The 23,728-nt window shown below is 38.6% G+C and carries 20 protein-coding genes and 2 pseudogenes; 4 read left to right on the forward strand and 18 right to left on the reverse strand.

What is annotated here, in order from left to right; genetic code table 11:
* Positions 1-5: 5 nt before the first annotated feature.
* Positions 6-1,106, forward strand: coding sequence for a DUF262 domain-containing protein (locus tag NMK36_RS09205; protein WP_072722298.1), 1,101 nt, complete (start codon positions 6-8; stop codon positions 1,104-1,106).
* Positions 1,107-1,108: 2 nt separating this feature from the next.
* Positions 1,109-1,801: an MAE_28990/MAE_18760 family HEPN-like nuclease gene (locus tag NMK36_RS09210; protein ID WP_072722297.1), complete on the forward strand. Its 693-nt coding sequence runs from the start codon at positions 1,109-1,111 to the stop codon at positions 1,799-1,801.
* Here NMK36_RS09210 and NMK36_RS09215 read toward each other — a convergent pair.
* The 15 genes and pseudogenes from NMK36_RS09215 to NMK36_RS09285 form a co-directional block, all read right to left on the reverse strand.
* Positions 1,798-2,838, reverse strand: a complete 1,041-nt coding sequence (locus tag NMK36_RS09215; RefSeq protein ID WP_072722296.1) for a DNA cytosine methyltransferase — start codon at positions 2,836-2,838, stop codon at positions 1,798-1,800. The genes NMK36_RS09210 and NMK36_RS09215 overlap by 4 nt on opposite strands.
* Positions 2,839-2,982: 144 nt before the next feature.
* Positions 2,983-3,174: a hypothetical protein gene (locus NMK36_RS09220; protein ID WP_072722295.1), complete on the reverse strand. Its 192-nt coding sequence runs from the start codon at positions 3,172-3,174 to the stop codon at positions 2,983-2,985.
* Positions 3,171-3,437: a hypothetical protein gene (locus NMK36_RS09225; RefSeq protein WP_072722294.1), complete on the reverse strand. Its 267-nt coding sequence runs from the start codon at positions 3,435-3,437 to the stop codon at positions 3,171-3,173. Before NMK36_RS09225 ends, NMK36_RS09220 begins: the two co-directional genes overlap by 4 nt.
* A 22-nt stretch (positions 3,438-3,459) precedes the next feature.
* The gene (locus NMK36_RS09230) at positions 3,460-3,684 is read right to left on the reverse strand and encodes a DUF433 domain-containing protein (RefSeq protein WP_072722293.1); all 225 of its coding nucleotides are present in this window, start codon (positions 3,682-3,684) and stop codon (positions 3,460-3,462) included.
* Positions 3,685-3,795: 111 nt separating this feature from the next.
* Positions 3,796-4,260 (reverse strand): hypothetical protein, encoded by a 465-nt coding sequence (locus NMK36_RS09235; protein WP_254173590.1) that lies wholly within the window; start codon positions 4,258-4,260, stop codon positions 3,796-3,798.
* 16 nt (positions 4,261-4,276) lie between these two features.
* A complete protein-coding gene (locus NMK36_RS09240; RefSeq protein ID WP_072718165.1) occupies positions 4,277-5,314 on the reverse strand; it encodes an IS630 family transposase in 1,038 nt (345 codons plus the stop codon).
* 384 nt (positions 5,315-5,698) lie between these two features.
* The gene (locus NMK36_RS09245) at positions 5,699-6,841 is read right to left on the reverse strand and encodes a hypothetical protein (protein ID WP_072722291.1); all 1,143 of its coding nucleotides are present in this window, start codon (positions 6,839-6,841) and stop codon (positions 5,699-5,701) included.
* A gap of 253 nt (positions 6,842-7,094) precedes the next feature.
* Positions 7,095-8,432 (reverse strand): hybrid sensor histidine kinase/response regulator, encoded by a 1,338-nt coding sequence (locus tag NMK36_RS09250; RefSeq protein WP_072722290.1) that lies wholly within the window; start codon positions 8,430-8,432, stop codon positions 7,095-7,097.
* Between the two features lie 552 nt (positions 8,433-8,984).
* Positions 8,985-9,341: pseudogene (locus tag NMK36_RS09255) on the reverse strand (OpcA/G6PD domain-containing protein); the annotation flags it as partial.
* Positions 9,342-9,506: 165 nt separating this feature from the next.
* A complete protein-coding gene (locus NMK36_RS09260) occupies positions 9,507-10,427 on the reverse strand; it encodes a transposase (RefSeq protein WP_254172698.1) in 921 nt (306 codons plus the stop codon).
* Positions 10,428-10,499: 72 nt separating this feature from the next.
* A pseudogene (gene opcA / locus NMK36_RS09265) lies at positions 10,500-11,462 on the reverse strand (glucose-6-phosphate dehydrogenase assembly protein OpcA); the annotation flags it as partial.
* Positions 11,463-11,596: 134 nt separating this feature from the next.
* Positions 11,597-13,126 carry a glucose-6-phosphate dehydrogenase gene (gene zwf, locus NMK36_RS09270; protein ID WP_254173591.1) on the reverse strand — a complete coding sequence of 510 codons (1,530 nt, stop codon included), beginning with the start codon at positions 13,124-13,126 and terminating at the stop codon, positions 11,597-11,599.
* Positions 13,127-13,419: 293 nt separating this feature from the next.
* A complete protein-coding gene (tal, locus tag NMK36_RS09275) occupies positions 13,420-14,568 on the reverse strand; it encodes a transaldolase (protein ID WP_254173592.1) in 1,149 nt (382 codons plus the stop codon).
* A gap of 146 nt (positions 14,569-14,714) precedes the next feature.
* Positions 14,715-14,891: a hypothetical protein gene (locus tag NMK36_RS09280; protein WP_254173593.1), complete on the reverse strand. Its 177-nt coding sequence runs from the start codon at positions 14,889-14,891 to the stop codon at positions 14,715-14,717.
* A gap of 110 nt (positions 14,892-15,001) precedes the next feature.
* Complete coding sequence (locus NMK36_RS09285; protein WP_254173594.1) at positions 15,002-15,889, reverse strand: EamA family transporter; 888 nt, start codon at positions 15,887-15,889, stop codon at positions 15,002-15,004.
* A gap of 123 nt (positions 15,890-16,012) precedes the next feature.
* Here NMK36_RS09285 and NMK36_RS09290 point away from each other — a divergent pair, with 123 nt between their 5' ends.
* Entirely contained in the window at positions 16,013-16,267 is a 255-nt protein-coding gene (locus NMK36_RS09290) for a hypothetical protein (RefSeq protein WP_254173595.1), read from the forward strand.
* Between the two features lie 263 nt (positions 16,268-16,530).
* Here NMK36_RS09290 and NMK36_RS09295 read toward each other — a convergent pair whose 3' ends face one another.
* Positions 16,531-16,782, reverse strand: a complete 252-nt coding sequence (locus NMK36_RS09295; protein ID WP_254173596.1) for a hypothetical protein — start codon at positions 16,780-16,782, stop codon at positions 16,531-16,533.
* 116 nt (positions 16,783-16,898) lie between these two features.
* Here NMK36_RS09295 and NMK36_RS09300 point away from each other — a divergent pair, with 116 nt between their 5' ends.
* Positions 16,899-21,287, forward strand: coding sequence for a HEAT repeat domain-containing protein (locus tag NMK36_RS09300; RefSeq protein ID WP_254173597.1), 4,389 nt, complete (start codon positions 16,899-16,901; stop codon positions 21,285-21,287).
* A 128-nt stretch (positions 21,288-21,415) separates the two neighbouring features.
* Here the strand turns inward: NMK36_RS09300 and fbp are convergent, their stop codons facing one another.
* Both fbp and NMK36_RS09310 read right to left on the reverse strand, forming a co-directional pair.
* A complete protein-coding gene (gene fbp / locus NMK36_RS09305) occupies positions 21,416-22,492 on the reverse strand; it encodes a class 1 fructose-bisphosphatase (protein ID WP_254173598.1) in 1,077 nt (358 codons plus the stop codon).
* Between the two features lie 101 nt (positions 22,493-22,593).
* Positions 22,594-23,715 (reverse strand): fatty acid desaturase, encoded by a 1,122-nt coding sequence (locus NMK36_RS09310; RefSeq protein WP_254173599.1) that lies wholly within the window; start codon positions 23,713-23,715, stop codon positions 22,594-22,596.
* Positions 23,716-23,728 lie beyond the last annotated feature (13 nt).

Consider the following 23,728-nt stretch of genomic DNA (forward strand, 5'->3'; position numbering starts at 1 on the left):
TCAATATGCCAAAAATCCCAAAAATACTGCCAGAATCTGAGATTACACATGAACAAAGAGAAGCCGCAGAAGTAGAAATTCGGGAAAAGCAAAAAACCGTTGACTATGACACAAAAGAATATCCAGTGGAAGTGCTTGTCCAGAAATATAGAGATGGGCTAGATGAAGATATGAGTGAGTTGTATATACCAGATTATCAACGAGATATGATTTGGGAAGAAACTCGGCAGTCAAAGTTTATTGAATCTATTTTTCTCGGACTACCTATACCCTATATTTTTGTTGCTGATTTACGACCGAAACAAGAAGATGATGAGGAAGATTTAGCTCGGTTAGAAATTGTTGATGGAACCCAACGTATCCGTACTTTAGACAGATTTCTCAATGATGAGCTAAAGCTCTGTGGGCTAGAAAAGCTAAAGCAGCTTAACTACTTCAAATTCAGCGATTTGCCACTGGCAAGACAGAGACGTTTCAACCGTGCTACTATTCGCATGATTGTCCTGACTGAGAAAGCTGATGAAGAAACTCGACGGGATATGTTTGAACGCATCAATACGGGTAGTGTTCAACTCAATGATATGGAGAAGCGGAGAGGCATATCTCCTGGCCCATTTGTCAATCTTCTTGAAGAACTAGCCAAAGATCCCAAATTTATTAAACTATGCCCCATATCAGAAGCACTTGTCCGCAAACGCGAACCTGAAGAATTTGTCTTACGTTTCTTTGCTTATTTAAACAATTATCAGAATTTTGATAGACAGGTTAATGTATTTCTTAATGAATACCTAGAACAACATAATCATCGTGAAATTGACCAAGATGGTATGCGCTCCGAATTTCATAAAATGTTAGATTTTGTTGAAAAATACTTTCCCAATGGATTTAGTAAAGCAAAAGGCCATGTAAAAACACCCCGAATTCGATTTGAGGCAATTTCTGTAGGTGTTGCACTCGCCTTGAGGGAAAAACCTGCTCTTGAAATCAATTCAATCAATTGGCTTGAATCACCAGAATTCAAAGAATATACTACCTCAGATGCCAGTAACTCCAGACCTAAAGTAATTAAGCGCATTGAATATGTGCGTGATCAACTTTTAAGTTAACTATGCAAACAGTTGTTGAAGAGTTCCATACCCGTGTCCAAGAAGTAAATCAATATTTTGAATTTATAGAGGGGCTTATCCAAGAAACAACAAAATTAGCTGTGTTAGGAGATAATGGTGATCAAACAATTACAGCTATCGATTCTAACCTGGCAAAAACGCTCAAAGCTAATGCCTTTTTACTACTTTATAATCTTATTGAATCAACTATGCGTAATGCTATAGAAGCTATATTTAATGAAATAAGTAGTCAAAGAATTTCCTTTGATTTGGTGAGAATCGAGATCAAAAAAATAGTTATATATAACTTCAAAAAACGCTCACCTGATAATGTTCACTCTAGGCTCAGAGATATTTCTCTTGATATTATTACTGCTGGTTTCCAGAAAAGAGAATTATTTTCAGGGAATGTTGATCGAGATGAGATTACCAAAACAGCTAGAAAGTATGGATTCTCTTTTGATACTGACTACTCCAAAACCAAACATGGTGAACATTTATACGAGATAATGCAGAATCGGAACGATTTAGCACATGGCAATAAATCATTTGCAGAAATTGGGCAACAGACGAGTATTGAGGATTTGCTGAACGTGAAGGAAGAGGTAATAGAGTATCTCCAGCAAATATTACAAAACATTCAACAATATTTAGAAAATCAAGAATATTTAGATAGTTCTATACAATATCCTTAGTTTTCCTCGTGAATATGTTCTAAAATACTTCGAGCTATTACCATGCCTAACTTAACAGGAACAGCATTTCCAATTAATCGTCCTACTAGATCAATTGCCTGGGGTTTATCAGGTTGTACAAATTTATATTCTGGTGGAAAAGTCTGTAATAAAGCTGCTTCTCTCAGAGATATCGCTCTATCTTGTTCAGGATGACCAAAACGACCATTACCAAAACCAAAACACTGTGTAGTAATAGTTGGACTAGGTTTATCCCATTCCATTCTACCATATACTGCTGGATAGGTTTTACCGCTTGTTTTTAAGTGACATTCTGCAATTAATTCTTGAGGCCAATCTCGCCAAGTTCCTCCGGGTTTTGAAGCACGAATACGACGTAAATTCAGTTTAGAAAGTTTGCTACATCTATGCAGCCAATCTATTTTAGAAGTTTCACCAGCAGAAAGGGGTTCAAGGTGTCCAATAGTTTGTCTGACTGTTTGGTAATTGTTGGGGTTATATGTTGGTGGAATTAGGTTAATTTTTCCAAATTTTGAAGCAAGCAAGACTAATCGTTTTCGAGATTGAGGAATTCCATAATCTAAACAGTTAACCTCATAAGACTCAAAACAATAGTTCAACTGTTTCAACTGGGTGATAAACTCCTGAAAAACTGAATGACGTTTTAATAAAAGTACATTTTCCATTGAAATAATATCGGGTTCGCATTCTTCAATTAAACGAGCAAAATCCTGTAAAAGCTTCCACTTCAATTGTTGATCATTATAACGTCTTGAATAACTTGAAAATGGCTGACAGGGAGCGCATCCTGCTAATACTTTAATACGGCTTCCAGAGAAATATTCTGCTAAATCACAACCCTTTACATTTTCCACATCTTGCAATATAAATTTTGCTTTATTGTTATATTCATAAGGAAACTGACACGCAGGATCGATATCGTATCCAGCTTTGACTGGAAGACCTGCTTGCTCAAAACCATGAGTTAGTCCTCCAGCACCACAAAACAGATCCACTGTAGAGATGCTTCTACTCATTCACTTCCTCTTGTTCAGATATTAACCCAACGGGGTAGTCTAGCGTATTTGAATACGAACTACAAGACAGCGAGTTCGTAGATTATGTCTTAAATACAAGCCCACAGATAACCTTGAAGGCGACTTAACAGAACTAAACAAATATTAACACCAAACTTCATCTTGCTGTTTATGATATTTAGCTTTAGTTAAAATTTCTAATCTGACAAAAGGGCTAGAACAAAATTGTCGCTCTTTACTATCTAAAATTGATGTGGCTTTTAAGGATACTATATCAGTCCCCCTAGCAGCAGCGATTAAAACTCCAGAATCTAAATAAGTTAGAATAATTGTCATTGATTTTTACTTCTAATTTCATCTAACTCAGCTTCTATATCATCCAAATCTAATAATTTAATATTGGGATCTTTAATTATTTTCTGTCTAATTTCCCAAAGTTTTTTACCTAATTCTGTCTGAGGTTTGTAAACGATTTCAGTCGTTTCAGATAATTTTTCTTCTGGTTTTTCTGGGTCAATAGCATCTATAAAAGCTAAAACTTTTTCTTGATCTTCTAATTTTAATTTGTGCCATTTATTAAGTAGTAATTGTTCGTTCATTTTGTTTTATCCATCCAGATTTTTATGTCCCTAATACTGGGTGATTAAGTTTCCGCGAGGCATACAAAAGAGATGCTTTCAAATCATCTGCTTCGAGATCAGGCATTTCTTCCAATATATCTTCCGCACTGAGTCCAACCGCAAACAAGTCTAACACATCTGACACCCGAATTCTCATCCCTCGAATACAGGGACGACCACCACATTGCCTGGGATTAATTGTGATTCTTTCCAATAGGGTTGACATTCAAAACGGCTCCATAATCCCTTTACTCCAGTATGCACTTTTGTTTGCTGTTTAAATAATAAAACAATGTTCTTGTCGAGAAACAGGCAGGATGCCTGTTCCACTGTTGAATTAATTTTCATTAGTTAAATTAGAGTCTATTAGCTGTTGAAATTCCTCCAAGGAATTAACACTTATTGTTTGTAAATGGAGTTGCTTTAATACGATCATATCATCAATTTGCTTGAGGCTTTGAATTAAGCTTTCGGGTAAAGTTCCAAAGCGAATTTCCAGTAAATCAAAAATGCTTTGTTGAGAAGTTTCTTTTGCTCCAATTTCTTTACCTCTTGCTAAAGCACGTTTTTCAATATTAGTTAATAAAGGCATTTTCCTCTCCTCCTGATATTGGGTTAATTTTTCCTCAAAACTGAATTGTAATGCTTCCGGTAAAGCCATCATTAAATCGATAACTTTATATAAATCAGCAATTTCTTGGCGATTATAACCTTTTTCGTAAAGTAATCGGGTTAAATTCCATTTCCATTGCTCCCTTTCGGTTAAATTGCTAGTGGTAGCTTTGGTTTTTAAGTGTGCCATTACTACTATAGCAATCCTAAATAGGTTGTGGCAAAATCCCGTACATAAAAAGCTTGGGAAAATCAAAAATTTGCCCCTGAGCAAAAAACTCAAATAGCCACTTAACTACTTTAAAAGATGGGCATAAATGATAGAATTTTCTCACGAAATTTTTGGTTTGTAACCAAATATCTTCAACCGGATTTTGCTCCGGCGCATTAGGAGCAAAATTTACACAAGTAATCCGCCATTCTTCTTCCGATAAATTTTGATTAACTTGAGTTAAGTAATCTCGAAAGTTTTGAGAACAATGATAAGTGGCATTGTCCCAGACTATAGCCAACCTTTTCCCCGGATTTTGCTGTTGTAAATACTGGAGAAAGTCTACGGTATTTTCTGTATTGCCCGCCGCATAACCTTTGATAATAAATTCTTTCGTTTGGTAATCTAAAGCTCCATAATAAGTTTGCCTTTCTTTTTGATTTTTGATGGGAATTTCTATTCTTCGATCCGTCCTTCCCCAAACATACCCTAAAATATCTCCCCAAAGAAGATGACATTCATCAATCATAAACACTGTCAGCTTTCCCGCCCCTATTTCCTCTTTCCAACTCGCTAACTTTTTTTCAATTTCTTCCTTTTTCTCTTGGACTAACTGCTCATTTTTAGCCGGATTCTTTTTTTGGCTTTTTTTCCAACTGATGCGAGCCTCTTCCAGCAAGCTATAATAACTTTGATGGGATTGAAACACGACTCCATACTCCCTTTCTAACAAAACTTGTAAATCAGACAATCTTAACCAATCTCTTTCCCTTAATTCTTCAATAATTTTCTGTTTGTCTTCAGGGCTTAGATAACCTTTCCTTCCTTTATATTGAAGTTTTAAACTGTCTACTCCTTCCACAAGCACCCGATTTTTCCATTGGCTAATAAATCCTTGAGAAACTTGTAATAAGTCTTGAATTTCCCGGTAGGCTTTACCTTGTAATTTGAGTTTGACAGCGATCGCTCTTTTAATTTCTCTAGGATCTTTTGTCTGATTGATAAAATCGTCTATTTCGTCGATTATATTCATTTTCCGTTGCCAGCTTTGGGGGATTATTGCTAACCTTACATTTATTATAACTCATTTGGAAGTGCTATATCCCTCTTCTGTCACTCTCCGGTTTTTCCTATGATTAGTAATTTCCAAAGCCACGTTATAGTCAACAGTCTGGGATGTGGCGATCGCATTTTGACTAATTTCGCACTCTCAGGAATTGCTACTGAGAAAAAATAACGCGATCACTTGCTCTGTCTAGGCTCTAGGATTCAAAAAATGCAAGGTTTTTCGGAAACTGACAGAAGAGGGATATAATGTATTAGTGCGTTAAACTGCCACTAACACATCCTACTGATAGAGGCATTGCGTAAGTCCTGATATTGACGTATTTGCTTTAGAAGTGGGTTTTGGTGCGGGTTAAGGTGTAGGAGGTGTTTGAATAAATTCAGCCGTAGCAATTAACCCTTGTCCGTTACTATCATTAAAAACAATTTCATTTAAGGACGAATCAGATTGTAAATCAGTAATGGAGTTTCCACTATTCTGATAGAGGGTTGTGACTCCAGCAAACAAAGGATGATTGGGTTTACTCACAGGAATATTACCACTAATTCCGTTATAAGTTCCCTGATATTTGAGTCCAAAAGCAGCTAGGAACGTATTCCAATTGTTGGCTTCTGCTTGTGAACCGCCTTGACCTGTACCTGCACAGAGGTAAACCTTTCCTCCATTCTGAACGTATTCAATTAAGACCTGGTTATCGATCGGATCACCGCCGATAAAAATCCCGTCATATTGTTGAAGAGTTGCTAAGTTAACACTAATATTCATTCCCTTTGTCCAAGTATGACCTGCATTGGTCATTACTGTTGCTAAAGAGGCTCCAGTTAACCCGAAATTGTTGGAAAGGACATGGAATTTCCCGTTTTGATTACCTACAAAGTAATTGGCAATATTGAGAGCAAATTGAGTTCCATCAGGAGCAACATTGAGCCCGTGATCACTTAATGTCCATTCGTCTGCATTAATCACTATTTTACCGACAGTAGACAAAGCAGGTGTATAAGTTCCAGTGATGCTATGTATGCGAAGACCTGTAGGGCCATTAGAGTTATTCACTTTAAATTCGATGGTATTTTTACCAACGACAAATCCAGTCGAAATCTGAAATTGACTAACCGTTGTCCAAGACCCTAAAGGATTAGGATTACCAGCAGAAACCCCATTGATGAGAATATCTGTAACATTGTCATCGGCTGAAAGTTCACCAACAATTAAAGCTTCAGAAAAGATGGGTAGAGTAAAGGTTGTTTTATAGATATATTCTCCAACTGGCCCATTAGCAGAAGGACGATTGGGGCCAATCCATCGGGAAGTTGCGGTATTAGCAACCCAATTCTTTGCTAAAGAATTATCAGGACTGGTAACGGCGGGTGTTACTGTACCGGCCGGAAAACTTTCTAGTTGATAGTGAGGGTCTGGAAGGCTATCACCCAACAGGTTTCGATCCGGATCAACTCCTGTGTTATAAAGGTCTGTAATTTGTTGTTGATTGCTCATACTGGGTTTCCTCAATTTGAAACGCTAAGTTTCTTCTTTTCGGTTTCTGATTTTACCACGAGAAACGATTTTTTAGTCCTTAATTACTAGCATTGATATAAAAATGTAAAGAAAGTAAAATATCACGGGGTGGCAACGCCGTTAAAAACCAGATAAAATCAAGGACATAGTTTATATATCGCTTCAATTCTACTTCGGCACTTAAAATTTATTTATATTAAAAAATACTTCTTTCCCGTTCTATCATTTACAATTAAATTCCAAACTCTTTACAAATAGGAATTTCGATAATAAACTCCGAGCCTTCTCCTAACTGAGAATGACATAATAATCGCCCTTTATGACTATCTTCAATAATCTTTCGACTAATAGATAATCCTAGTCCTGTGCCTTTTCCGACAGGCTTTGTTGTAAATAAATAATCAAAGGCGCATTTTCGAGTCTCCTCCGACATTCCGGTTCCATTATCTTTAATTGAAATTGCAACAGCACGACTATTAGCAACTAAATAAGTCGAAATTATAATTTGATTGGGGCGTTGAAGTAACTCCTGATAGGATTTAGATTGACTCGATTCATTTAAAGCATCAATCGCATTATTAATTAAATTCATAAAGACTTGATTTAATTGCCCTGGATAACATTCAACCATCGGCATTTGTCCATATTTTTTAATGATTTTAATATCCGGGCGATAATCTGTGGCTTGTAATAAATGTTTTAAGATTAATAGGGTACTTTCTAAACCTTCATGAATATTAAAAGCAACTTGAACCTTGGTATCGCTACGCGAAAAAGTGCGTAAACTGGTACTAATATTAGAAATTCGATCTGTTCCTAATTTCATCGAAGAAATCAGTTTCGGAAGATCCTCAATTAAATAATCTAAATCTATAGAATCGGCATGATCAATTAAAGACTGATCCGGTTTAGGATAGTAGGTTTGATAGAGTCTTAAATGATTAATTAAATCATTAATATAAATACTCGCATGATTCAAATTTCCAGCAATAAAGTTAATGGGATTATTAATTTCATGAGCTACACCTGCAATCAAATGTCCTAAAGTTGACATTTTTTCACTTTGTACTAATTGCATCTGGGATTGTTTTAAATCTTCTAATGCTTGAGATAATTCAGCAGTTCGTTCTAAAACTCGTTGTTCTAATTCTTGATTTTTTTCTAATAATTGTTGTGTCAGAGAACGAATTTTTAAATGGATTTTAATTCGAGCAATGACTTCTTCGGATTGAAACGGTTTAGTAATATAATCGACAGCCCCAATGGATAAGCCATGAACTTTCTCCAACTTATCTGCCACGGCGGTCATAAAAATGATCGGAATATCATAGGTTTGGGGGTTATTTTTCAAGTGTTGACACGTTTCAAAACCATCAACCCCCGGCATCATTACATCTAATAAAATTAAATCAGGCTGCTCACTCTCCGCTATTTCAATCGCTTGCTTACTATGGGTTGCAATTAAAATTTTCCAGCCACAATTATCGATAAAACCCGACAATAAATTAAGGTTTGTTGGGCTATCATCAACAATTAATATAGTCGTTTCTCTAAATGAGTTGGAGTTCATATCGAGTGGAATCTATGTTTTATGGATCAATCAGGATTGTTCCAACAGAAAGACAATTTTTATCTCAACTCAACCCTAGTATCAATGTTAACGACCGTTGATTTACGGATAGATTTTGACGATTTCCAACAAGGAAGACAAAAGACACAATACTCCTCTATTAAAGATTTCCCTAGATTGTAGGGGGTTCAACTCATTTTATCAAAAAATGGGGGCAGGAAGTGACAATAGCCAAAAGTGAAAGGTTGGCAGTGGATGAATTGCGACCCTTAAAAACACATTTCACAAAATCTCTTTTAAGCTATAAGCACTTCTAAATTTGTTCTATCGGAAAAGAATCCGATATTCCGAAACCTCTTCCATATTAACAAATTGTCAGAAATTATAGGAATTCTAGTTCCAAATAATATTTTAAAATATTGAGAGGATGTCAAGCGGAGCCGTCACTATTTGACGTGATACCTATCACAAGGAATAGAAAATTAGCCGAAAAAAATACCCCATGATAAGCTGTTTATCACGGGGGAATCACTAAAATCTACTTCAAAGGAACTACTGTAATTTCAGAATTTGAGCCGTCAGACCCAGACTTTCTTCATAGAGAACATCCTGTCCCCAACGTTGTAACTGTTGCGCCATCAGAGACTCGGCTTTTTGATCCGTTGCAGCAATTACCTGTTCCGTCCGACAAGATTGAGCACTTCCTCCGGCTTCCATCCGCATACATCCGGTGGTTTCTGAACATAAAATCGTGCAGCAGTTAGCGTTAGGATTTCCCGATGTTAACCGTAATCCGACTAAATCCCCTGGAATTTCACCGTAATCTGCCGTTGGAATGGCTGCGAGTTCTGCCAGAATTTCTTTATCATTCGGCCCAATAAACCGAATATGTTTGATGTCATAATCCCCTTGTTGATCAATAGACATCTCCGAAAATCTCCAAATGCCCTCTATCGCTACTTTTGGAATCTCTAGCACTCCTGTGCCGGCTTCTCCAAAAGTAACGGATTCATAGGCTTTTTCAGTCACATTAATAATAACTAATGAATTTTATCTCTGATATGCAATCATTTCTCAAAAGAATTCTGGGCAATTCTTAGATGGTAATACAATCGCTCCTATTCGCCATCTTATTAATCCACATACTGTCAAGATTATTGCTTCATAATTTTGCCTCTTTAACCGAAATCTTTCTGAAGCAACTCGATAAATTTTTATCAGTCTTATTAAATGTTCGACTACAATCCTTTGTTTAGCTTTTAATCGATTTTCTTCTTGCTTTTCAGCCGATATCTCTTGATTCCTCGGTTTCTTATGTGGTGTATTAATTGCTGTTTCTCCTACATAAGCTTTATCCCCTCTGTATTTTTGATTATTCCCCAATTCCTGGCTTCTTTCTCTCCACAATTTCAGATCACTTGTTGCTCCGGTATAACCCACAGCTACATCCACTATTTCTTTTCCATTTGGCATGACAATGACTTGATTTTTAAAGGTATGTGTCTTTTTCTTTCCTGAGTAATATTTTTTCTGCTCTTCATTGTCTGTTGGTCTTTCCCTGGGCTGTTCATAGCTATCTACTACTAACTCAAATTCCACCAGAATTTTTTCTACCCACTCCCAATCACTCTCGTTTTTTTTTACTTGCTCTAGCAAACTCGCTGGTAGTAATTCTCTCAAGATTTTTATCCAGTTATGGAAAATATCATTCGCTGTTGATTCACTGACTTCAAACTGTAACCCTAACATTTGAAATGTGGGCATTTGATGCAGATAAATTAGAGTCAGTAAGATTTGTTCCTCCACAGATAATTTCTGCCGACGACCCCCACCTGCTTTAATCAACCTGATTTTAGTTTTTTCTTTTTCCTGTCGTTTTTCTTCTTCTAATAACTCCGCAGCTTGAATGAGTTCTATCATCTGTTCATATTCCATCCCTAATAGCCTTTTTGCTTGCTGGGGATTCTTGTCCAGATAGTCTCTTAATTTACTCATCTCTAATCCGGGGTAAAATTTAATTTTATCATCTTTTTACCCCTCCTTTTTTCTATTTTGGAGATGTCTAATAAAGGAAACCGGTTTCCATTCTAAACGACTCGCAAACCACCCTAAAAACATTAAAGCTTGGGCGGCGTTGCCTTTTTCATAGTCAAGGGTGATATTATCAATTTCAACCAGGGAAGTTCTGCGTTCTGGGGGATCAAAAGCCGAGGCGGTTAATTCTTGCCAAGGCGAAAGTCGATGCCAATTTAAGTCCGCAATATAGGTTTCCTCTTCAATTAAATTCTGCATTTTTAATAATTCCGATTCAGGATCGCTAAAATAAGACGAATCCACAATCACACAATTGGAACAACTGGATAATTGTTTAAACAATTCCTGCTCAGGATTGGGTGTTGCTTTCCACCAAACAAATTTAGGTAAATCGGGAATCATTAACGATGAAACCACATTTCCCACCCGTTCTAATGCAGCTTTTGTGCCTCGCAACGTAATATATTCACAACACACTAACCCTTCTTCATGTTTTTTCTGAATCGGGCAATAGGCAGAAACTTGAGCCGTTACTCCCGTATCTTCTCCCAAGGTCGGACAAAGGGTAATAATCCGACAAGGATTTTGGGCGGCGATGGTTTCACTAATACTAAATCCCCGTGCGTCCAGATTACTAATCGTTTGTTTTGAAGCCGGAAGTTTAGCAAATTCCTCCCGTAATTTTGTTAATGTATCGGGGTCAACTCGTCCGGTAATTGGTAAATCATACTGTTTTTGAGCTTCTTTAATCGCATCGCGGGTGGCTGTGCCATGAATCCCATCAATACTACCTGCATAGAACCCTAACGTCCCTAACAATTGTTGAAATTCTTCGGGTTCATAAACCACCATGCTAAAGGTTGCCGCACGAGTCGCAATGGCGGTGGTTTTCCCATTTCCAATATTTTGACTCAGCCAAATACTATTTAATTCAGCTTCAATTTGGCTTAAGGAAATATCCTTCGGTTTTTGTAATGCAACAAGAGGTGTATTCATAACAGTTATCAGTTATCAGTTGTCAGTTATCAGTTAATAGTTATCAGTGATCAGTTAATAGTTAATAGTTATCAGGCAACAACTGCTAACTATTAACAGACGCGCCATGGCACGTCTCTACACTGATCACTGATTTACAATCGGCGCCAACGGCGGCCGTCTCGGTTAAGTAGCAGTTCCGATTCTACTGGCCCCCAAGTTCCGGCTTCATACAGGGGAATAGACTCAGCCGGGGCGGGAGCATCCCAGACTTCTAAGACCGGGGTGAGGACTTGCCAAGAGGCTTCGACTTCATCGCCGCGTGTAAACAGGGTTTGATCGGCTAACATACAGTCAATCAATAAACGGGCGTAGGCATCTGTATTCGGTTTACCAAAGGCGGTATCGTAGCGAAAATCCATATCAACGGAGCGAGTTCGCAATGAGTTTCCGGGGGTTTTCACTTCAAAACGCATGGAAATTCCTTCATTGGGTTGAATTCTCAACACTAAAACATTCGGGTTAGCCTGTTTTGCGGCGGACTGGAACATTAAAAACGGAACTTCTTTAAATTGAATGGCAATTTCTGTGACTTTTTTCGGCATTCGTTTTCCGGTTCGTAGATAGAACGGTACTCCTTTCCAGCGCCAGTTATCAATATAAAATTTTAACGCAGCATACGTTGGGGTAGTGGAGTCGGGGGCTGCTCCTTCTTCTGAGCGATAGCCTGGAACCTGTTGGCCGTTCATCCAACCGGGGGTATATTGTCCGCGCACCGCAGAATATTCTAAATAATTAATATCAGCCAGATGGGTCGCTTGAACAACCTTGACTTTCTCATTGCGAACACTATCCGCGTCGAGGGAATTGGGAGGTTCCATAGCCGTTAGGGAAAATAACTGCATCAGGTGGTTTTGCACCATATCCCGCAGCGCCCCGGAGGTTTCATAATAACCTGCCCGTCCTTCTAAACCGACAGTTTCGGCAACGGTAATTTGGACGTGATCAACAAATTGACGGTTCCACAAAGGTTCAAAAATCGCATTAGCAAACCGAAATACCATTAAGTTTTGGACGGTTTCTTTTCCTAGATAATGGTCAATGCGATAGACTTGTTCTTCAGAACAAACTTGACGGACAACTCGGTTGAGCACCTGAGCCGAACCTAAATCTCGACCAAAGGGTTTTTCAATCACTAAACGCTGCTTTTTGGGGTCGGTGAGCATTTCCGCTCCCCCCAATTGTTGAATGGCTTCGGCGAAGAAACGAGGCGCGACAGATAAATAAAAGACTCGGTTTCCTCTGGTGCGACGGAGTTCATCGAGTTCACTTAAAAAGGCTTTCAGTTTTTGATAACTTTCGGGTTCATCCATATTCCCCGAACAATAAAAAATACCTTGGGAAAAGTCGTCCCATAGAGCTTGGGAGTATAAACCGCCCCCAAATTCTTCAATTCCTTCACGCAAATGTTCGCGGAAAAAGTCGTGGCTCCACTCCCGACGAGCTACCCCAACAATGGTTAATTCTGGGGGCAATTTGCGCTCTAATTTCATTTGATAGAGGGCAGGAACTAATTTTCGTTGGGTTAAATCTCCCGATGCACCAAAAATTACTAAAATCTGGGGTTCGGGAATTCGATCTTGTTGCAGTCCTACCCGCAGGGGATTTTCAATAAGTGTAACCATTGAGATTCCTTTTGCGATCAATCAATTAATAATTTTTATTCAGGACTAATCAGGATTAGGGATCATAGATTTGACCACAGAGAGGCTTTAATAGCAGTTTCCCGATTGATAGGGTTTGACTTAGATTATAAATAATTTTTACAGATGATTGTCTTTTTCCCTTTAAAACTTTGGTTTAATTTAAGATTAGCACTTTGAAAATGGAGAAGGACAACCCCCAAGAAGCCTAGTTTTTGACCTCTTCTGGGATTGTCCTTTTTTAGAGAAATCCTAACACAACTGATTGTGAGAATTTATCGGGCGACGGTCGCCAGTCGTTCTACTTTGTCTTGGAGAGAAGCCATCAAGGAGTTAAAGGGTTGAATAAATTTATCAATCCCATCCGTTAGTAAGTCTTCCATGACTTGCTCTAAATTAATCTCAATATCGGGATCGTTGAGATTTTCAATCAAACGATAGGCATTGTCAACATTTGTTGTTACCCGGTTCGCTACATTACAATGATCAATACAAGCCTCAATAGTAGAGGGAGGTAAGGTATTAACGGTATCTGGCCCGATTAATTCATCCACATACATAACATCGGGATAATTCGGATTTTTTGTACTGGTACTTGCCCAGAGTAACCGTTGAACTTTGGCTCCTTTTTCTGCTAAGGCTTGCCAGCGATCGGTTTTAATGATTTTAAGATATTCTTGATAAGCTATTTTAGCATTAGCGATCGCCACTTTTCCTTTAACAGCTTCTAATTTAGCCTTAACGTTGATATTGTTAATATTTCTCAGCTTGGCATCAATGATCTCATCAATTTTACTATCAATCCGACTTAAAAAGAAACTGGCAACGGACGCAATTTTACTAATATCTTGACCTTGAGCAACACGGGCTTCTAATCCTTCAATATAAGCCCAAGCCGTATTAATATAGCTATCAACGGAAAACAATAAGGTAACATTGACATTAATTCCCTCACTAATCACCTGTTTAACCGCAGGTAAACCCGCCGCCGTCCCCGGAATTTTAATCATTAAATTTTCCCGTTCTATGGTTTTAGCATAGCGTCGGGCTTCTTGAATCGTTTTTTCTGTATCTAAGGCAATATTAGGGGGAACTTCAATACTAATAAACCCATCTAATCCTTGACTTTGTTCATACACCGGTTTAAAAATATCACAAGCTTTGCGAATATCATCAAAAATCAAGGATTCATAAATTTCTAATACCGATTTTCCGGCTTTAATGCCTTTTTCGATATCTGCATCATAAATGGCATTTCCTTTAATCGCTTTTTCAAAAATAGCCGGATTTGAAGTTAAGCCTTGAATGCCTTTTTCTTCAATCATCCGTTTTAATTCACCGGATTCTATTAAATCTCGGTTTAAATTATCCATCCAAATACTTTGACCGAGATCTTCAATTTCTAAAAGGTGATTAACAGTCATAATAAAGTTCCTATTTGGGTAATCAACATCGGCACGATCTCTATTTTATGGCTTCAATATTAAAGTTAATAACCTCCCTTGGGGAGAGTTTTCTACTGATAGCACCGATCTGATAAGCTCTATCTGAGTAAAAACGGCTTCCTCCATTACCCCCTAGCCACCACAATAATAAACACAAACAAAGCAATCAATAAAAACCATAAAATTCCATTATTATCAACAGTTTGCTGTTTTTCTAACCTAAAAACACAACCATTTTTTAAACAAACGGCTTGATTTTCTGACATTTTTCTCAGTTTGCAACCGACTTGAGGACAGGACATAATATTAACTCCTATTCAGATAATTTTTCAAGAGATCCAAGAAACCGGGTTTCTCGTTTAGGGTTTGTTGTGAAAAGTTAGATAATTCAGAAACCCGGTTTCTGCTTCAGTTAGTTTGCTTTTGATAACGTTGGGTTTTTGAGGGGAGGACAGTTGTATAAGACAACGGCAATTAATAACAGCATGATGGCAGTTAGTTGTAACAAGCTAACGGGTTTTTGATCGACGAGTACCGCAACAGTAAACTGCACAACGGGAGAAAGTACCCCCAACATCCCCACTTGGGAACAGTCAATCATTTGAGAGGCTTTTGATTGTAAAAAACTAGCGATGGTTGCTAAGGTACATCCGCCACCTAATACTAAGAAAGCACTAGAATTAACAGCCGTTAAGGGTTGAATATTAGCTGGAAAAACGCTATTTAAAATTACAATTAAAACCCCTGCAATTAAGCTTTGTTCCAACCAACTGTAGGCGAGAGGGTTATTGACCATTTTTAAAGCGTGTTTACGTTCACACAAATACAGCCCCCAAGTTAACGCGATGAATACTGCAAAATGAGGAATTTCTTGAGCTTCATAGAAGAAAATAATCGCTGAAAATACCGAAATTCCAACACAAAGCCGTTTAATTGTGTTAAGCTTTTCTCCTAATAAAATTGTTGATAAAACGGCTGTTGCTGCGGGTGCGAGAAACATTCCAATGGCAGCTTCTACTTGATGTCCCAGAGCGATCGCACCCATAAAAAAGCCTAAATGGGTCGCTAAATAAAAGGCAGATTTAGCCACTTTCATAATGACATTCAAGCTGAAGTTACGGACTGTTACCCATTGACCTGTGATTAATAAAATCACTCCTAAAATGGCAAAGGTGAATAAGCAACGATAGCTAATTAAATCCAGTGTAGGGAGGGATACAAACCGCCAGAATAAAGGCAGTAAACCATAGAATAACGGAGCAATAATGGCATAGAAAATACCAGTAAATTTCTGTCGCATAGCGGGTTTCTCTTGAACTCTGAAACCACGCTAAATAAAACCCTTAGTGCAGTGCTAGAGCAAAACAGAGCAGCACCATTCTGCACCCTTCACATTTAACAATAAACCGATGAGGAAACCATTATGGATATTAGCGATCGCACATCTTTTATTAAAAGTTCAACCTTACAAACTTTGATAACAGAACTTGGTGAAGAATGCCAAACCGTTATTCAGCTTTTAGATAAAATTCAGACAGGAAACTTGTTAAGCAATAATGAAAAAGGGGATAGTTTAGCAGAGTTATTAGCAGTAATAATTCATTTACAAACCCATTGTGGCGAAGATTTGCAAACTTTAATTGCAGAAGAATTAGAACAGTTGCCTGATACAGAATGATCAGAGTAAGATTGTTAATGATTAAATTATCCCACCGTAGGGGGTGAGGCGCGCCCAAAGTCCGTCAACAATCGCGCTAAAAGCCTTGAAATAAATTTCAGGCTCAAAGCTCAAACCCGTTAAAACGGGTTAATGAAGAATGATCTTAGTCATCTAAAGATGACTTCAGCTTTTAGCCCGAAATTTATTTCAGGGCTAACGTGGGTTAAGTAAACACGCTTTGGGTGTGGCTTCGCCCCCACCTTAGTTAAATATTTCATCGGTTATTCTTGACTGAAATTATTATCTTTAATAACTTGTTGTCGCACAGCTTGACGAATATCTACCCAATCTTTGGGGGTCATCGGTGTTACTTCTCCAGAGTTCAAACCTTCTAATAATAAAGTTTCTAATTTTGCTTCTTCTTGCTTTTGGTATTCCTGCATCAAGAGTTGGGCTGTTTTTTGATCAATTTTAGCTTTTCTATCCGGTGGAAGATTCTCCAACAATTGTTTAAATTTATGATGTCCGCTCATAATACATACTCCTGTTATAGTTATTCAAGGTCTTGATAGAGTTTTTGTCCCATTGTAAATTAAATGATTTTGAGATACTATTAATAATAGCCAGAAAAACCTAGACTTGTTAAAAAATGTCTACATCTCGCAGTGTTGCCGCTACTTCTGAGGGAATCGCTAAAATTAAAGCGAGAATGGTTGAACTGGAAAAATCGAGAGAAGTGGGAAAAACGGGAAAAAATTGCTGGACACAAGACTATTTAGCGAAACAAGCTCACGTCAGTTTAGACACGGTTAAACGTTTTTTGAAAGGAACTGCTATTGATATCGGTTATGCGATCGCAATTGTAAAAGCATTAAACTTAGAATTAGCAGATATTGTCAATTTCCCCAAACCTGACCCTGAACCGCTACAACCTAATGATATTAACTGGCATCAAATTTGTGAATCTCGTCTCGACGCCTACGAAGAACGCTTTCTTAAGAATAACCCATTAACGGGGATTAATTTTTATGTTCCTTTGGGGTTAGTGGAACCGAAACGGGAACAGGAAAAACGACAAAAACAGGAAGTGAACCCAGAGGACGGGTCAGATTTTTATCAATTAGCAGAAACGGAAATCACGAAAACCTACAGCGAACCGAATCAATTTTTTGAGGAAGTTTTACGACAAGGGAATAGTAAAAGTAAAGGTCAACGGTTGGCAGTTATTGGGGAACCTGGGGCGGGAAAAACAACGTTATTATATCAAATTGCTCGATGGATTTTACAGGAAAATTTAGGTTATCCGATTTTAATTCGGTTGGCGGATGTTGATAAACCCATACGAGATTATTTAACTCAAAATTGGTTACGGGATGCAACCCCAAGTTTAACGGGGGTTTCGTCGGAATGGGTTGCTGGGTTTGAAAGGTTGATAAGACCCCTCCCTAACCCTCCCCTAAAAGGAGAGGGAACTGGAAAGCATGGGGGAACTAACTCCCCTCGCCTTGCAGGAGAGGGGTCGGGGGAGAGGTCAACTCCGGTTTACTTACTCCTCGACGCCGTTGATGAAATGGGGATAACGTCACCTTTGGTAACCATTAATCAACAGTTAGCGGAAGGATGGACGCAGGGGTTACGGGTGGTGTTAACTTGTCGGTTGAATGTGTGGGAGGGGGAGAAAAACGCTTTAAGGGATTTTGATGTTTATCGCAATTTAGATTTTAATTCCCAACAGATTCAGGAATTTATTGAACAATGGTTTAACGATGCAAGCCAGAGTCAGGAATTATTAAAACAGTTAAAAGAACCGAACCAAACCCGCATTAATGATTTAATTAAAAATCCCCTACGGTTAGCGTTATTATGTCGGACTTGGAAACGGGGGCAAAAATTACCGGAAACCCAAGCGGGACTTTATCAACGGTTGGTGAAGGGTCATTATCAATGGAAGGATGAACAGAAACCGTTTCAAATTCCATTCGATGTGCAAGAATGTCTCCATGAACAGTTAGGAGAATTAGCGAAAACAGCGATAAACCGTGAACAATTTCGGTTTCGCTTAGAGGAAAAATTTGTTGAGCAATATTTAGGAAAACCGCAACGGGAAAATACTCTATTTGATTGGGCGTTAAAATTAGGATGGTTAAATCGGGTGGGGTTAGTATCCGTTGAGGAAAAAGATTCAGACCAAGCGGTTTATGCCTTTTTCCATCCCACGTTTCAGGAATATTTTGCAGCTTTAGCGATTAAGGATTGGGATTATTTTTTACCTCGAAATCATCTCAATTGTCCGGTGGAGGGGAAAGAGTATCGCATTTTTCAACCCCAATGGAAACAGGTGATTTTATTATGGTTGGGGCGGGATGATGTGGAAGCAGGGGAGAAAGAAGGATTTATTCGGGCATTAGTAAATTTTGAGGATGGCTTTATAGAACTAGAGCATCATAATGGCAGAGGTTTTTATGAATATCGTGCCTATTTTTTAGCTGCCGCAGGAATTAATGAGTTTAAAGAATGTTGTTTATCTGATGAAATTGTAGAACAAATTGTTAAATGGGGCTTTGGGTATTTTAATATTGAAAAGCAAGAATGGAGAACTTTTCTTAGTTTAATTGAGGAAGGTGCAAGGACAGTATTACCAGAGACAATTAGAGAAAAAGCGATCGCTAATTTAATTGGGGTTTTAGAAACTACTGAGAATGAATGGACTTGGGGGTCGGTTGCCTATAGTTTAGGGGAAATTGACGTTGGGAATGAGTTAGCAATAGGGGCGCTAATTCGGGTTTTAGAAACAACTGAAAATGAAGGTACTCGCAGGTGGGTTGCCGATAGCTTAGGGAAAATTGCCGTTGGGAATGAGTTAGCAATAGGGGCGCTAATTCGGGTTTTAGAAATAACTGAAAATGAAGGTACTCGCAGGATGGTTGCCGATAGCTTAGGGAAAATTGCCGTTGGGAATGAGTTAGCAATAGGGAATTTAATTCGAGTTTTAGAAACTACTGAGAATAAAGATAGTTGCAGGATGGTTGCCGATAGTTTAGGAAAAATCGCCGTTGGAAATGAGTTAGCAATAGGGGATTTAATTCGGATTTTAGAAACTACTGAAAATGAAGGTACTCGCGGGTGGGTTGCCTATAGTTTAGGGAAAATTGCCGTTGGGAATGAGTTAGCAATAGGGGCGTTAATTCGGGTTTTAGAAACAACTGAAAATGAAGGTACTCGCGGGTGGGTTGCCGATAGCTTAGGGGAAATCGTCGTTAGGAATAAGTTAGCAATAGGGGCGTTAATTCGGGTTTTAGAAACAACTGAGAATGAAGATACTTGCAGGATGGTTGCCTATAGCTTAGGGAAAATTGACGTTGAGAATGAGTTAGCAATAGGGGCGTTAATTCGAGTTTTAGAAACTACTGAGAATGGAGATACTTGCAGGATGGTTGCCTATAAACTAGAGGAAATTGCCGTTGGGAATGAGTTAGCCATACAGGGTTTAATTCGGGTGTTAGAAACTACGAAGGATGAAGATATTTGCAGGAGGGCTGCTGATAGTTTAGGAAAAATTGATCCTGGAAATGAGTTAGCAATACGGGCGTTGATTCAGATCGTAGAAACTACGGAGGATGAAAATATTCGCAGGCAGGTTGCCGAGAGTTTAGGGAAAATTGCTCCTAGAAATAATTTAGCAATAGGGGGGCTAATTCGGGTATTGGAAACTACTGAGGATGAAGATATTCGTAGGTCTATGGCTTATTGTTTAGGAAAAATTGACCCTGGAAATGAGTTAGCAATACGGGAGTTACTTCAGTTACTGGAAACCACTGATAATGAATTAACTCGAAGGTCTATTGCCTATTGTTTAGGAAAAATTGACCCTGGAAATAAGTTAGCAATACGGGAGTTACTTCAGTTATTGGAAACCACTGATAATGAATTAACTCGAAGGTCTATTGTTAATAGTTTACGGGAAATTGATCCTAAAAACGAGATAGCAATACAGGTGTTAATTGGGTTGCTAGACACAACTAAAGATGAGGATATTCGTGCTTGGACGGCTAATACTTTAAGTAAAATTGCCGTTGGAAATGAGCTAACAATAGAGGCGTTAATTCGTACCTTTGAAAATACTAAAAATGAATATACTTGCAGACAGATAGCAAAAAATTTAGGGGAAATTGCTATTGGAAATGAAAGCGCAATACAGGCATTAATTCGGTGGATATTTGAAACAAGTGATTATTATAGTCGCAGGTGGGCGACCGAGAGTTTAGTAAAAATCATCAAAACTGAAAAACAATATGCAGATGTAGTTTTTGCCCTCAGCCATAACCTAAAGGATAGAGTTTATAACAATGATCTCTCTAAGATTTTTAGTTCTTTTCTCTCTGAAACTGCTGTTACGCTTCTCTGGAAATGCGCCCAAAATCTACCTTATCTCAAATTTTATCAAGCATGGAATTACCACCTTATTACCTACAATTCTAATAATAACAGTTGTCATTCTGAGCGAAGTGAAGAATCTCAGAGATCCTTCGCTTCATTGCGTTCCGCTCAGGATGACATTATAAAGAATAGTGAAATTACCAATAATACCCCCGTTGGCAATACCCCAACCGTGCGACAATTAGAACAACAATTCACCGATATTTGTACCCAACTTCCCCACCTCCCCCTCCACTGTATCAACATCAATAAACTACTAACCCTCAACACCAAAAACGAATTTATCCAAGCATTTTGTAACCGTCTTTATCAAAAACTTTTACCCGATGGAACTCCCCCCGAAGTGCAGACCCCCGCTAACCTAGAAACCAAAATTATCCACCTGAAACAGCAACTCCAAACCCCCCATCTGTTCATTCTGTTACTCGCAGATGGGACACCCACCCCCGAAGTCATCGACTGTTGCGACTATCTCACGGACGTCTTACACCTCGGTTGGGTGACACCCGACCCCCTCCCGTTACCACCCCCGCAACGTTCCTTTGTGGCGTCGCAGGATAATTTATTAGAAGCAGTTGAAAGTTGGGTTAGGGAATATTAATTAACCGCTATTCTAATCTGAAATCCTCAAATCTTTGCTACGCATCCGTCCCCTGTAGAGACGTGCCATGGCGCGTCTCTACGTGGTTTAGGGAATAATTTGTAGTATCAATTGCTGAAATAGACTATTTATTCCAGACCGCCTTCTTGTTCCCGACGTTTGCGGTCTTGAATAAACGATTCAACTAAGGCAACATCCTCTTTACTTCCAATAATTAAAGGAGTGCGTTGATGTAATTTTTCAGGAACAACATCTAAAATTTCTTGAGTTCCTGTTGAAGCTCGTCCTCCCGCTTGTTCCATTAAAAAAGCCATGGGTGCAGACTCATATAATAACCGTAATTTTCCCTCTGGTTTCTTAACCGTCCCCGGATATAAAAACACACCGCCTTGATATAAAATTCGGTGAACATCTCCCACTAAAGCACCACTATAACGGGCTGTATATCCTTCATGGCGATGTACATAACGAGTGTAATCCCGAATGGATTCATCCCACTGCCAAAAATTGCCTTCATTAACACTATAAATCGGGCCGTGATTAGGGATAGAAATGTTTTCTTTCGCTAAAATAAACTCTCCTAAACTGGGGTCAAGAATGAAGGAATGCACCCCCGTTCCAATGGAATAAACTAACATTGTACTAGGGCCATAAAGAATATATCCGGCGGCAATTTGTTTATGTCCATTTTGCAATAAATCCGCCGCCGCGCCATCTTCATCATTGCCTTCTTGTTGACGAATGGCAAAAATTGACCCCACATTTAAGTTCGTATCTAAATTTGATGAACCATCTAAAGGATCATAAAGCAAGGTATAGCGTCCGATGGGACAATTTTCGGGAATATAAAAGGGGTTTTCCATCTCTTCTGATGCCAAACGACAGACTAAACCGCTTTGTTTGAACACCGAAATAAAGACGGAGTTGGCATAAACATCCATCTTTTGAACGGACTCTCCTTGAACGTTCACGACCCCTGTAAACCCTAACGCATCATCCACTAAACCCGCCTGGGATAACCTGCGAGCGATGAGTTTTCCCGCCAGTCCGATGCGATTCATTAAAGCACTAATATCTTGAGCATCGGGGGAAAAACTATGCAATTGTTGAAGAACATGACGAGATAGGGTGGTGCAGTCCCGATCTAAATAATATCCTTGATCAATCGCATCTGAAAAATTAGACCCAACGGATGTTATTACCATAATTGATCGGCTCCTATTTTCCGGTAATTCCTATCTTAACGAAGCCGTTCCAGGGTGTACCAAATCTGAGCAAATTTGGGGGAATTGGCTCTAAAACCGAGTTAGTGAACGCCAATCTCTACCCCTTTAGGCTGGGAAGCCTCACGAAAGGATGAGATCGAAACAAGACGATTTGAAGCAGAATCCCAGAGGATAAACTTAAAACAATCTGAAATATCGGCAATTCGCAGGGTTTTTACACGAGTGAGCAGGTGTTGATTGTGATGATGGCAGGCTTCAAGATTATAATTAGGAATTCTTTCACAAAGATGATGAATATTATGATAGCCAATATCTGCGGAAAACCACTTTAAAATAAGCGGTAATTCTAGGTAACTACTGCCCTCAATCGCTCCTCGTAGATAATTCCAACCTTCGGTTTTATGGGCATAGGAACCTTCAAAGTTATGTTGTACAAAAAACACACAGATAAACAGTGCTGCTGAACAGGTGAGAGTAATAGAATAAACACTCCAGAAGAAACCAACCCCTAAAAAATAACTCAGAAAAATCCAGCTACCTACAACACAAATATTGTTGAAAAGTAGATCCCAAAACTCAGCCGTTGTATACCAAGTTTTGGATTTATAAGAAGAAAAACACCCCATTAAAGTAATATCAGGATATTGTTTTAAGTAATTGAGTAGATGACCCCAAAACCCATAAATTCCGGCGATTAAAGCCAGTCTGGGCTTAATAGCTAGGTAGAAAAAACCACCCGGAAAAATCATGAAGGGATGTCTGAGAAATTCATACCACCATTGACCTGATGGACTCAGTTTGGCAAATTCCTGCGTCGAAATTAAAGCAGATGGCCCCCGATAGCGTTCCCAATCTCCGTTAGTTTTGTGATGATAGGCGTGTCCTCTTGACCAAGGGTATTGAGGAATGGCGTTAATCACACCAAACATAAAACCAACAACCCGATTCACCTTTTTTGAACTAAACAATGAATAGTGTCCGCAATCGTGCATTAAAGAAAAACAACGCACTGAAAACAGCACCATTAAAACCATAATGGGCGGAAGCAACCAAAAGGAAATAGAAGCCGCTTTAACGGCTAAAATCCATAAAAGGAAATAAGGAACAACTGTATTTAAAATTTGATAAGTAGCCCGTAAGTTGTTACTTTTGATGTAGGGAGATAGGACAAAATCAGACTTTTTAATCGGGTTTCCTATCATTATAAATTCACCG

Source organism: Planktothrix pseudagardhii (genome assembly GCF_904830925.1).
Classification (GTDB): Bacteria; Cyanobacteriota; Cyanobacteriia; order Cyanobacteriales; family Microcoleaceae; genus Planktothrix; species Planktothrix tepida.